The organism is Salinicoccus sp. ID82-1, from assembly GCF_021991715.1.
GTDB lineage: Bacteria > Bacillota > Bacilli > Staphylococcales > Salinicoccaceae > Salinicoccus > Salinicoccus cyprini.
Window position 1 is genome coordinate 262,474 of the sequence record NZ_JAGFLY010000003.1, and the last position, 12,321, is coordinate 274,794.

General features: G+C 47.4%; 14 protein-coding genes. 5 read left to right on the top strand and 9 right to left on the bottom strand.

Annotation, left to right across the window (positions count from 1 at the left end):
* Window positions 1-18 precede the first annotated feature (18 nt).
* The gene (locus J4760_RS09110; RefSeq protein ID WP_237605488.1) at window positions 19-891 is read right to left on the bottom strand and encodes a DegV family protein; all 873 of its coding nucleotides are present in this window, start codon (window positions 889-891) and stop codon (window positions 19-21) included.
* Window positions 892-991: 100 nt separating this feature from the next.
* On the opposite strand from J4760_RS09110, the gene J4760_RS09115 reads away from it, so the two are divergent.
* Window positions 992-1,624 (top strand): YigZ family protein, encoded by a 633-nt coding sequence (locus tag J4760_RS09115; protein ID WP_237605489.1) that lies wholly within the window; start codon window positions 992-994, stop codon window positions 1,622-1,624.
* On the opposite strand, the gene J4760_RS09120 is transcribed toward J4760_RS09115, so the two are convergent.
* Window positions 1,625-2,677 (bottom strand): glycosyltransferase family 4 protein, encoded by a 1,053-nt coding sequence (locus J4760_RS09120; protein WP_145290677.1) that lies wholly within the window; start codon window positions 2,675-2,677, stop codon window positions 1,625-1,627.
* A 145-nt stretch (window positions 2,678-2,822) separates the two neighbouring features.
* On the opposite strand from J4760_RS09120, the gene J4760_RS09125 reads away from it, so the two are divergent.
* The gene (locus J4760_RS09125) at window positions 2,823-3,779 is read left to right on the top strand and encodes an LCP family glycopolymer transferase (RefSeq protein WP_237605490.1); all 957 of its coding nucleotides are present in this window, start codon (window positions 2,823-2,825) and stop codon (window positions 3,777-3,779) included.
* A gap of 22 nt (window positions 3,780-3,801) precedes the next feature.
* Entirely contained in the window at window positions 3,802-4,848 is a 1,047-nt protein-coding gene (gene gdpS, locus J4760_RS09130) for a GGDEF domain-containing protein GdpS (protein WP_237605491.1), read from the top strand.
* Between the two features lie 30 nt (window positions 4,849-4,878).
* Here gdpS and ytxJ read toward each other — a convergent pair whose 3' ends face one another.
* A complete protein-coding gene (gene ytxJ / locus J4760_RS09135; RefSeq protein ID WP_237605492.1) occupies window positions 4,879-5,199 on the bottom strand; it encodes a bacillithiol system redox-active protein YtxJ in 321 nt (106 codons plus the stop codon).
* Between the two features lie 103 nt (window positions 5,200-5,302).
* Here ytxJ and J4760_RS09140 point away from each other — a divergent pair, with 103 nt between their 5' ends.
* Complete coding sequence (locus J4760_RS09140) at window positions 5,303-5,545, top strand: hypothetical protein (RefSeq protein ID WP_145290664.1); 243 nt, start codon at window positions 5,303-5,305, stop codon at window positions 5,543-5,545.
* 9 nt (window positions 5,546-5,554) lie between these two features.
* On the opposite strand, the gene J4760_RS09145 is transcribed toward J4760_RS09140, so the two are convergent.
* A complete protein-coding gene (locus J4760_RS09145) occupies window positions 5,555-6,451 on the bottom strand; it encodes an EMYY motif lipoprotein (protein WP_237605493.1) in 897 nt (298 codons plus the stop codon).
* Window positions 6,452-6,614: 163 nt separating this feature from the next.
* On the opposite strand from J4760_RS09145, the gene murB reads away from it, so the two are divergent.
* Window positions 6,615-7,556, top strand: a complete 942-nt coding sequence (gene murB / locus J4760_RS09150; protein ID WP_370637561.1) for a UDP-N-acetylmuramate dehydrogenase — start codon at window positions 6,615-6,617, stop codon at window positions 7,554-7,556.
* A gap of 49 nt (window positions 7,557-7,605) precedes the next feature.
* Here murB and J4760_RS09155 read toward each other — a convergent pair whose 3' ends face one another.
* The 5 genes from J4760_RS09155 to J4760_RS09175 all read right to left on the bottom strand — a co-directional run bounded on the left by J4760_RS09155 (window position 7,606) and on the right by J4760_RS09175 (window position 12,288).
* The gene (locus J4760_RS09155; protein ID WP_145290657.1) at window positions 7,606-8,637 is read right to left on the bottom strand and encodes a siderophore ABC transporter substrate-binding protein; all 1,032 of its coding nucleotides are present in this window, start codon (window positions 8,635-8,637) and stop codon (window positions 7,606-7,608) included.
* 99 nt (window positions 8,638-8,736) lie between these two features.
* Window positions 8,737-9,552, bottom strand: coding sequence for an iron ABC transporter ATP-binding protein (locus tag J4760_RS09160; RefSeq protein WP_145290654.1), 816 nt, complete (start codon window positions 9,550-9,552; stop codon window positions 8,737-8,739).
* A complete protein-coding gene (locus J4760_RS09165) occupies window positions 9,549-10,508 on the bottom strand; it encodes an iron chelate uptake ABC transporter family permease subunit (RefSeq protein ID WP_145290653.1) in 960 nt (319 codons plus the stop codon). The genes J4760_RS09160 and J4760_RS09165 overlap by 4 nt, the downstream gene beginning before the upstream one ends.
* Window positions 10,501-11,469, bottom strand: coding sequence for an ABC transporter permease (locus J4760_RS09170; RefSeq protein WP_145290649.1), 969 nt, complete (start codon window positions 11,467-11,469; stop codon window positions 10,501-10,503). Before J4760_RS09170 ends, J4760_RS09165 begins: the two co-directional genes overlap by 8 nt.
* Before the next feature lie 141 nt (window positions 11,470-11,610).
* Complete coding sequence (locus J4760_RS09175; protein ID WP_145290646.1) at window positions 11,611-12,288, bottom strand: SDR family NAD(P)-dependent oxidoreductase; 678 nt, start codon at window positions 12,286-12,288, stop codon at window positions 11,611-11,613.
* Window positions 12,289-12,321 lie beyond the last annotated feature (33 nt).

Below are 12,321 nucleotides of genomic sequence, written 5' to 3' on the forward strand. Positions count from 1 at the left end.
TGCGTCTCCACCTGTCATTCAATATTCCGTGTCCACCTCATAGGTGGTGTAGCCGAGACCGAGCGCACCCTCACCAAGATGCGTCGCAATCACCGGACCAAAGTAGCTCAGTCTGAAAGTGATCCCGGGATACTGCTGTTTCAGACTGTCCATCCATCGCCGGCCCTCTTCTTCAGCGTTGCTGTGGATGATCACAGCTGTAACTGGCTTGTCTTTATGAAGCGCCATTTCTTCAGCGAAAACTTCCTCCACCCGTTTCATCGCCTTCTTCTTCGTCCGTATCTTTTCGAATGGTACGATTCTGGCTGATTCGAATTCGAGAATAGGCTTCACTTTGAGCAGACTGCCGATCAGTGCCTGTGCATTCGTCAGGCGCCCACCTTTCTGAAGGTTCGACAACGTATCCACTATGAAATATGCATTCGTATTCTTGCGCCGTTTCATTTCCTCAAGCTGGCCCAGAAGATCATCAAGCGGCATCCGGTCTTTATTCTGTGCGGCGTAAAGCGCCAGGAAACCCTGGACATAGCATGCGATTTCGGAATCGATTGCGTGGACTTCGATGCCCTCCACACTCTGTCCTGCTGTCATTGCACTCTGGTATGTACCACTGATCTGACTTGAGAGATGGACACTGATGACATCGGTATAGCCTTCCTCCCTCAAGGATTCGAGCAGAAGGATGTAGTCGCCGATCGATGGCTGGCTCGTTCTCGGCAGCTCCTCCATTTCGCGCATCCTGTCGAAAAAGGTGTCATTGCCGATCTCTTCATCCTCTTTGTATGACTGTTCCCCGATGATGACATTCAGCGGGATGGTACGAATATCGTACTTTTCTTTCAATCTTCCTGGAAGATAGGATGTTGAATCCACTACTACCGCAATTTTCATACTGCTTCCTCCAATTTCACCATTCACACTCAATATTCAGTTTACTACACCCCTATCGATTCCGTCCATGTGTTACTATATTTTCTAGAGGTGAACATACATGGAACAGCAATATATGAACAGGGTGGATCTGAACACCGAAACGGTGATCAGCAAGTCAAGGTTCATCGCCCATATCGCGCGTACGGAGACGGAGGCTGCGGCAAAGGCCTTCATCGATTCGATCAAGCAGGAGCATAAAGCCGCCAACCATAACTGCAGTGCATACATCATTACACAGAGTGCGCTGATACAGAAAGCCGATGATGATGGCGAGCCTTCCGGAACCGCAGGTGTGCCGATTCTCGAAGTGCTGAAAAGGGAGGGCCTATATAACGTAACAGTCGTGGTCACCCGATACTTCGGCGGTATAAAACTCGGTGCAGGCGGTCTGATCCGGGCGTATTCAGGCAGTGCGGCGGACGCTGTCAGCGCGGCGGGCAAAGTAGTGGAGATCGATGTACTGCCGTACAGGATCACCATGGACTATACGTATACGAACCGCTTCGAGCATGAACTCGAAGGATCGGACATCACCATCAAGGACACCGCCTATACGGACAAGGTCACCTATACAGTACACGTCAGGCAGAATGAAGCAGATCAGTTTCTGGCACGTGTCCAGGAAATCACAAAAGACACTTTCAGCCTGGAAGCATTGGACATGATCCGGGCCGAAAGTGCCGTGGAATAACTATAGGAAAATACGGTGGAACAGCCGCCTGGCAAAATCCAGCACCGGGCGCCGATTCGTATCGATCAGATTGGTCGCCTCCACAATGATTTCTGTCGTGAGGATGAGCAGCAGTATGATGATGATCGCTCCCGGAATTGTGGAAAGGTAGAGAATGATGCTGGCTCCTGAATACAGTGCCGCAATGAAATAGATCAGCACGACACTTTCAGTATGGGTATAGCCGAGGTTCTGCAGCCGATGATGGAGATGGCTCCGATCGGCCTTGACGAGTGACACATTGCTCCGATACCGTCTCAATGCTGCAAAGAACATGTCTATGAACGGCACCGCCAGTATGATGATCGGAAAGAACAGTGAAATCAATGTAATGTTCTTGAAACCCATCAGGGAGACCACACTGATGATGAAGCCGAGCAGCATCGCCCCGTTGTCTCCGAGGAATATTTTTGCCGGATGGAAGTTGTACACCAGAAAGCCAAGACAGGCGCCGATCAGGATGACGCATATCATCATGACAAAAATATTGCCCTGCAGTATGGTGATGAATCCGATGGTCGATAGTGCAATGACGGATACACCCGTGGCCAGTCCATCAAGCCCATCCACAAGATTGATGGCATTGATGATGCCGACAATCCACAGAACCGTAATCGGAATGGCCAGAATGCCGAATTCGATCTCCACACCAAAAGGCGTGATCCGGTCGATGACAATGCCATGTGCAACCGGTACAAGTCCGGCTGCAATCTGTCCGATCAGCTTGAGACCCGGCTTCAGGTCATATTTATCATCCACGATGCCGACTGCGACAATGACAATCCCGCCAATGATGAGTGCTTTGTATTCAGCCTCGATCGGGCGGGATATGAGAACTCCTATGGCAAAGGAGATGAGTATTGCCACACCCCCCATGTATGGAATCGGTTTTACATGGACTTTTCTGTTATTTGGGTGGTCGACGAAACCAAATCGCCGACTACCCCATATGAAAATCGGCATCAGAATCAGGGAAATCAGAAACGACACCGTCAATAGGAATAGAGTATACATATCATCACCGTCTTAAATATTTCCAATCCACTATATCACATTCCACTTTATTTATGGTGTGTCCACCCATTTTTGTACATTTATATTTTTCATTGATAGTCGATTCGTTGTATAATTATGTCACTATGCCAAAGGAGATCTACTAATGAAAAGAACAGAGAAAAGACGAATGCACCCAGTACTGAAGGTGCTGATTGCAGTGATTCTGATTTCAGTCATCGTATTTGCCGGAATCGCCGCCTATGTATACTTCCAATTGAAAGGTGCAGCCAACCAGGTGTTTGATGACGAATTCTCCAGTTCGACTTCCGAACTCAGGGAAACGGAAGTCAGCTTCAGAAACCAGGATCCGATTTCCGTTGCACTGTTTGGAACGGATGATGATGAGCAGCGCAACGAAAGCGGAATGGGACAGCGTTCCGATACAATCATGGTTGTTACACTGAACCCGAATACGGACGAGGGGAAGATTGTCAGTATTCCGCGCGATACACAGACTGAAATCGCAGGACGGGGAACTGTCGAGAAGATCAACCATGCGTACGCCTATGGCGGTCCTGAAATGGCAGTGGATACTGTCGAAAACTTCCTTGATATGCCGATCGACCACTTCGTTTCCATCAACATGGATGGATTTACAACCATCATCGATGCCATCGGCGGTGTCACTGTAACGAGCCAGGATACATTCCAGCAGTCAGGCTACCAGTTTACAGCAGGAGAGACATATGAAATGGATGGAGACATGGCGCTCGCATTCTCAAGGAGTAGAAAATCCGAAGGTGCTGGCGGAGATTCCGGGCGACAGATGAGACAGCAGCTTATTGCACAGAGCATTGCCCAGGAAATATTGAGTGTCCAGACAATTACAAACTTCAACTCCATTCTTGATGTGCTTTCCAACAATGTAAGAACGGACGTGCCATTCGGTGAATTGAACGCCTTGCGTTCGAATTATCAGGAGCCGGCCCGCAACATCGAACGTCTGACGCTTGAAGGGACGGATCAGAGACTGGATGACGGCCTATGGTACTTCCTGCCGAACGATGAATCCTACAATCAGGTAAGGAATGAAATGCGCCAGAATCTGGAACTGGAATAGTCAGGACAGGAGGAGAGAGTATATGCTCATTGATTTTGTACTCAATATATCAATTACCATCAGCGGCATATACTTGTTCCACCGCCTTCAGTATCTGGAAGACCGCCGGACCATTGATTCCGACATATTCCAGGCGCTGCTGATGACCACCCTGTCGGTACTGCTGCTCATGGTGCCGATTGAAATCCAAGGGATGGGTTTCAGTCTCTACTTCATCCCACTGCTCATTCTCGTCAAATACAGCGTCCCCTATCTGATGATCGTATCCGTTGGAGCCGTTTTTCTGTTCCATCACCTGATCTTCAATTTCGACTGGCAGCCCTACCTTGTATTTCTCATACTTTATGTGCTGATCATGCTGGTACTGCCGTTTCTCGATTTTCAGAAGCTGAAGGAACTGACCGCAGCAGTCATCCTATTTACAGCACTGTATGGATTGCTCATCCATCTTTTCATCCAGCCGCTTACGCTTTTCCAGGTAGCGGTATTCATATCGGCAAGTACAATCGTGATGTTCTTTGCCATGATGATGTATGAGGATATCAATAAGATACTGGGTCTGCTTAAGCGGTACGAGGAGGAGGAATACAAGGATTTCCTCACCCAGCTTGGAAATGTGAAGGCGCTTGATAACAGCACCGAAGAGATGCTCGGCACAAGCAGGACAATCAGCCTCCTGCTCATCGACATCGACAATTTCAGTCTGATCAATGAACAGCACAGCCATGCATCCGGAGATGCACTGATCAGACAGATGGCCCACCTTCTGAACAACTATGTGCCGAATGGCGGCATGCTGTTCAGAAGCAGTGGAGAAGAGTTCTCGATGATCATGCCGGATCTTTCCTTCGATAAGACCGTCAGGCTGGCGGAAGCCGTCCGGAACAGCGTGGAAAGGGCGCATTTTCATATCAGCGACCGGGAAACCGTCCATCTGACCGTGTCCATCGGCATCGCCTATCAGACCGTATCTTCCGATACGAAAGGAATTCTTTTCAAGGAAGCCGACGATATGCTTCATGCAGCAAAGAAGTATGGGCAGAACCGTGTCATGTTCAATCCCATATAAAAACCAGGATTGCGCTTGGCAACCCTGGCTCTAATCCTCAACTGATGAAAGATTACTGAGTGTAATATTCTGATGGGAGTCGTTCCACTTGAGGTTTCCATCCTCGAAGTAGAAAGCCTGTGGAGATTCATGTCTGACATCGAAATGCTCAGCAATATAGTTTGACAGCTTGCGATGGTCCTGAACGACCAGGTAATAGCCATCCATATCCCTTTCATAATGGAACTTCTGAAATTCTTCGAAGGCAGTGGCCGATATCGGACATGTACTACTATGTTTCATAAAAAAGAAATCTTTATTCGTTTGCAACAACTTTTGAAATGATTCAATCGATGTTGTTTTCGTCAGCATTTCATCACCTTCTCATTAAACTGTTAATAACTTATCATTTATTTTTCATTTTAGCAAATCGCGTTCTACATTATGATATAATGACATGGATTGGAGGCATGACATGAATAATCGATCACTTAAGAGATGGACATTTCTGGATACGATCAATGCAGCTCTGCTGATTGTCGTCCTGCTGTTCATGCTCGACTTTGAAAATAACAGGGCAGTATCTTTTATCCTTCTTGCTGTATTTGCTTTCTGGATTACTACTGTAATTCTCAGAAATATCTTCATATCAAAGATCCAGAAGGACCCGAACCACCCGATGCATCCTGGACAGTCCAAAGAACGCAAAGAAAAATAGAGAGCGAACCTACAGTTCGCTCTCTATTTCTTCTACCTGGGCATTATAGTCCTCGTCCAGCTGCTCATAGGTTTCCCTGAGCGGCAGTATATTCTGAAGCTGCAGTTCCTGGAGTCGATTGTTGTACTCCATGGAACTTTTGCGTTCCTGGTAGTATTTTCTGAACCCATAGTACATCTCGAGCGTCAGACTGCGTACACGGACAGCACTGTCGGTTTCGAGGTTCATCTGGTTGAACGTCTGGATATGGCCATCGATCAGCGGCAGCAGCACATTTTCTATGTGCTCCATCTTGGTGACCTGTGATTCATCCAGCTGAAGAATTTCAGATTCTGCTTCCAGCTCCGCACTATTTTCATTGATCTGCGAGATGATCGTATCGATTTCTTCAGCCTCCTCACCGCTTCCGGCCGAATCGATCACTTCATCCCGTTCTTCCTGATTTTCCATAAAGTCCTGACTCAGCTGTATGAGTTCTTCATTCGACCTGACGGACAATGCGTATGTCTCGACATAGTCATTCAGCCCTTGGACGAAATTCTGCTTCACTTCCAGACTTTCAGTATAAGTATCATGCAGATCAGCAAGCTGGTCATTCGTGACTTCTATATTCCCGACCTTATCATTCATCTGTTCGATCACCGGCATGATCTCCTGGTCCAGCGCTTCGCTGATTGCCGTAAGTTTTTCAAGATCGATGTCCGTATTTCTCGGAGAAAGCTCCTCTGGCAGACCGTCGATATCCAGCTGGCCCATTTTATTTTCGTATTCAGTATCCAGCGCATGAACGTCTTCCATGCTGGTCATATAGTCCTCGAAGTTCTCTTTTAGACCTGGGCCGCAACCGGCACCAAGCATCGCGAACATCAGCACAAGGACACCATTCATCAATATTTTTCTGTGCAAAGAAAGTCACACTTTCACTGTAGTATAGTCAGACACGGTGCACGGGTTGCTAAACAAAATATAGCATACATCCTAAATCCTCACAACGGACATAACTTCGATTGGCAACGGCCCCCCATTCCCTTATAATAGTATTAAGCATTTTCTTCTGAAAGGAAACATTATAGTGAACCATACTCAAATTGAACGAGACCTGAAAGCTCTGCTGGACCATTCTGAAATCAAACTTTATGAACCATTGAAAAAATATACATACACGCGTACCGGCGGGCCTGCCGATATCCACATTACCGTCCATGATATCGAAGATGCTTCCCGTGTCCTCGAGTATAGCCATGAAAACGATATACCGGTGACATATCTCGGTAATGGATCGAACATCATCATTCGTGATGGCGGAATCCGTGGCATCGTACTGAACCTGCTTGAACTGGATGACCTGTCGGAGTCGGACAATATAATCACTGCAGGCAGCGGTCGTGCCATCATAGACGTTTCGAACTACGCCCGGGACCTTTCGCTGTCCGGTCTGGAGTTTGCGTGCGGCATACCCGGAAGTGTCGGCGGTGCTGTGTATATGAATGCCGGTGCCTACGGTGGAGAGATCAAGGATTGCCTTCTTGAAGTCACCGTCCTGGATGAAACCGGAAAGAAGATCGTATTGAGCAATGCAGATCTTGGGCTGGACTATCGCAAAAGCATCGTCCAGGAGAATGGCTACGTGGTGGTCGAAGCGAAATTCGAGCTTGAACCGGGCGATATTGCCGATATTGAAAGCAGTATGGCCGACCTCACGGAACGCAGGGAAACAAAACAGCCATTGGAATTCCCTTCGTGCGGCAGTGTCTTCCAGAGACCACCTGGAAACTTCGCCGGCAAGCTCATCCAGGAAGCGGGACTGCAGGGATATCGCATCGGCGGTGTCGAAGTCTCAAGGAAACATGCCGGGTTCATGGTCAATGTCGACCATGGGACTGCAGGCGACTACGAAGCGCTGATTGAACACGTACAGAATACTGTAAATCGTCAGTTTGGTGTAGAGCTCAACCGTGAAGTCAGAATCATCGGCGATCCATTGTACAGGAACTCCGGAAACCATATCTAGACAGCATAGGAAAAAGGCCCATCACTGTGATGGGCCTTTTAATATCCGTCTACTGCTCAAGTGCCTGTTCGATCTCTTCAAGCTGACCGACTGTCGTCACGACGCCACCTGAAGCAAGGTACCAGAGTTTGGCATCCAGATCGACGACTCTGTCGTTCTTGATTGCATCCACATCCTGGAGTACATCGTTGTCGAGCACGCTGCTGGAAGCGGACTGTCCGCCGATTGCGCTGCCTCTGTCCAGAGCGAGGATGATGCCTGGGTTCCTATCATTGATATATTCATAGCTGATGGCCTGTCCGTGTCTTGTCGTTGAAATTTCTTCATCTACCGGTGCGAAGCCAAGCTCATCATAGAGATAACCGTAGCGTCCGCCTGGTCCGTGGGCTGAAAGTTCACCTTCATTTGCCATGACAAATAGCAGTGTTTCGTCAAAATCGGCAGCTTTCTGCTTCACTTCCTCGATTTTACTGTCGAGATCTGCTATCAGTGCTTCGGCTTCATCCGACTTGTTGTAGATCTTGCCGAGCATCTGGGTATAATGTCTGACTTCTTCAAAATAGTTGTCCGTTGAAGGTGCGACATAGAGAACCTGCGCATCCGGGGCTGCTTTTTCAAACTCACTGATGATTGTGGAATTTGCCTGACGTCCTGAAATCATGATGATTTCAGGTTGCAGTTCTGCAATTTTTTCGAAATCCGGATCTTTCAGACTGCCGAGATTTGCATATGCATCACCCTTATACTCCTCAAGCTGTTCAGGCAGTGTGCTGCCCCCGTCTCCTTTAGGAAGACCAACGACACTTTCCGCCTCTCCCAATGCGTGGATCGTAGAAAGCGCACCATAGTCGAATACGGCCACTTTTTCAGGATTTACCGGAACTTCCACAGTTTCTGATACTTCCTCGCTTGTTTCCTCTCCGTCTGCCGATTCGCCTGAGATGGCGAAGTTGTTCTCTACAGCCACTGTCTCTTTTTCTTCAGCGCCTGCTGCGGTGTCTTCGGAAGTTTCTTCCGTGCTGCTGCATGCTGCAAGTATCATAATCATCATTACAGTAATCAATAAGTATAGTTTCTTCATTTTGCATTCCTCTTTCCAAAGTGTGTTTTCAGCCCCCACTAAAAACATTCATATATCCGATAAGTCCCCATCACCTCCTTTAGTGTACACCGGGATGCACTACACCCTGAGATGGACCTGGTCTTCGATGAAGTCGTCCACGGAAGCGTCCTTATGTTCATCAAAATAGACACAGATCTGCTGGCCATAGATGCATTCGATATTGATATCCATCTCGTATATATCTTCAAGGATCTGCTTCTGTATGACATCGTCCTTCTTACCGCTGATGACGACTTCGCCATCCTTCATCGCGACGATATTATCTGAGTAGCAGGATGCAAAGTTGATGTCATGAATGACGATGATGATGGTCTTATTGCGCTCCCTTACAAGCCTTCTCAAAATCTGCATGATCTGGACGGAGTGTTTCATGTCGAGGTTGTTGAGCGGCTCGTCCAAAAAGATGTATTCCGTATCCTGGGCGATTGTCATGGCGATGTAGACGCGCTGCCTCTGACCGCCGGACAGCTCATCGATGTAGCGGTCCTCGAAATCTTCAAGCTCCATGTAGCGGATGGCTTCATTGATGATTTCATGGTCCTTGTCATTGAGTCTGCCCTTCGTATATGGAAAGCGGCCGAAGCTGATCAGTTCACGTACTGTTATTTTCAGATCAAGGTTGTTTGACTGCTTCAAAATCGCGATCTTCTTTGCCAGCTTGTCACTCGGCGACTGCAGTATGTTCTCGCCTTCGAGCAGCACATCTCCGCTGTCCTGGTCGAGAAGCCGTGTCACCATGGACAGCAGCGTACTTTTACCGGCACCGTTCGGTCCGATGAAGGAAGTAACTTTACCTTTGGCAATTGAGACGGAAACATCATTGACCACTTTCTTTTGTCCGTAGATTTTTGAAATCCCTTTAAGATCGATCATCTTCGACTCTCCTTAAGCATTAGTATGATGAAGTATATGCCACCTGCGAGATTGATGATGACACTGATTTCAACCGCCTGTTTGAACACGTACTGTGTCAGCATCTGTCCGAGCAGAAGTGTAATGACTGCAATCAGTGTACTGCCGATAAGCAGGTAGCGGTGCTTGAACGTCCTGAACATTTCATGTGCCAGATTGACAACGAGAAGACCAAGAAACATGATTGGACCGACAAGGGCGGTGGCTACCGACACGAGTACTGCAATGATGAGCAGCAGTTGCGAAATCTTCCTGTCGTAGTTCACGCCCAGATTCACTGCGTGATCCCTGCCGAGTGCGATGACATCCAAGGAATGGAAGTCTTTCAGTACAATGACCAGCATGAGCAGTACAACCCCTCCGGTGATCCAGATCAGCGACTCATTGATTGCGTTGAAAGATGCAAACATCGAGCTCTGCAGGATGAGGAAGTCATCCGGATTTATGAGCATCTGCATGAATGATGACAGGCTGCTGAAAAATGTTCCAAGGATGATTCCGATAAGCAGCAGAAGAAATACATGGCTGCCGGTAAACTTGAACAGATACCTGAAGACCAGCACAGTGAACAGGACAAGTATAAGCATGCTTGCAATATAGTTGACGAAATCATTCATCAGCAGTATGGACTGTGCCCCACCGATGAATACGATGACTGTCTGGATGAACAGGTATACCGAATCGAGCCCCATGATGGATGGTGTCAGTATGCGGTTCCTGGTGATTGTCTGGAAGATTACCGTCGAGATGGCAATTGCTGTACCGACGATGATCATCGTTACGACCCGATTCAGACGCGAAGGAAGCTGATAGAACAGTATGTCGAAATTCAACTGGTAGAGGATATAGCATCCACCGATGACGAGCGTAAGTATTGAGAGTACTATCAGCAGACGGTTATTCTTTCTATCAAGCATTTGATTTCACCCTCCTGAATATCATGATCAGGAAGATGAAGCTTCCTATGACGCCGATCATCAACCCTATGGATATTTCGTAGGGGAATATGATCAGACGGCCAAGAATGTCGCAGATCATGACAAAAACTGCACCCAGTACTGCAGTCAGAAGAATGGTGTTCTTCAGGTGGTCTCCCCGGAATATTGAGATAATATTCGGAATAATAAGCCCGAGGAAAGGCAGCATGCCTACAGTAACAACAACGAGTGCTGTAATTACTGCAGTGATAAGCAGACCAATATTGATTACCCGTCTATAGTTGAGCCCGAGGTTTTTTGAGAAGTCCTCCCCCATGCCGGCAATTGTAAACTGATTGGCATAGATCAGACCGATAATCAGGAATGGAACGCTTATGTATAGTACTTCGTACCGTCCGGATATGATTATCGAGAAGTCTCCCTGCAGCCAGCTGGACAAGGATTGGATCGAGTTTGTCCTCAGGCTGAGAAAGGTGGCAACACTTGAGACGACATTGCCGAGCATGAGTCCGATCAGCGGGACAAAAACAACATCCTTGAACTGGACGCGCTGGATGATCTGCATGAACAAAATCGTACCTGCAAGACTCAATGCAGATGCAAAAAGCAGCTTCACGAGAAGACTTGCTGTCGGGAAGAACATCAGTGCGATCAATATGCCGAGCCGAGCCCAGTCCATTGTCCCGGCCGTTGTAGGCGAAACGAATTTGTTGCGGGTCAGCTGCTGCATGATCAGTCCACATACACTCAAAGAGGCCCCCGCAATGATGATGGCGATGGTTCTTGGGAGCCGGCTATCCAGAATGATGTTCTTCTGATTATCATCCAGGTCGAAAAGATCTCCTGGAGCGAGATCGACAACCCCTACAAACATGGAAATGATGGATAACACAATCAATAATATAATCATGATGTCCAATCTGAAAAGTTTATGTATCATATTAATCCACCCTAATTGATAATGATTATCATCGATAATCATATCCACAATTATACACTTAAAGATGATATTTTCAAGGGAAACAAGGAGAAGAAAGCAAAAAACCACTCAATTTGAATTTGAGTGGCATACCGCTGAATATCAGCTGATGATTATGGTGTTTCCGTTCGGGATATCTTCCGATCCTGTAAGAATCGCCATGACTTTATTGATCGCCTGCAGATTTGTACGTTCCGGAGACTCGTCGTCGCCGAATGGCGGACGATAGCTCAATGCATAGACATCCACATCTTCCTTCCTCAGCTCACCAGCAGTGGAATGTGTCAATGCCTCGATTGCACCTGTGACGGTATAGTACAGGTTTCTTTCAAATACATCCTCGAATGATGGACCGATCACGTTGATGATCTTGGCATTCCCGCCATCCTCAAGTAATGGCCTCAGTGTACGGATTCCGAGGTAGGTTCCCCATACATGCTCATACATCACCGTATTGAATTCATCAAAAGAGACATCATAGACGGAACGGTTCTCTGTAAATATGGTGTGCACGAGAATGATGCCGTTCAATGTACTATAATCCTGCTCGATTTCTTCTACAGTAGCCAGCCAGTCGATTTCCTTCGACTGCTCCAGAAGAACCACCTTATGGTTCCCCTCCGAACTGCCTTGGATAGCCTCCAGGAGGTTGTCCAGTTCCACATGCTCAGTACCTGCCAGAATGACGTTTGCACCCCGCTGTGCCAGATGCATGGAGAGTTCCTTTCCTAGCGCTGTCACAGCATTCGATACAATATAAGTTTTATCCTGCAAATTCATGTTTTCCTCCTGATTTATGCTTCCAGTTTCTAT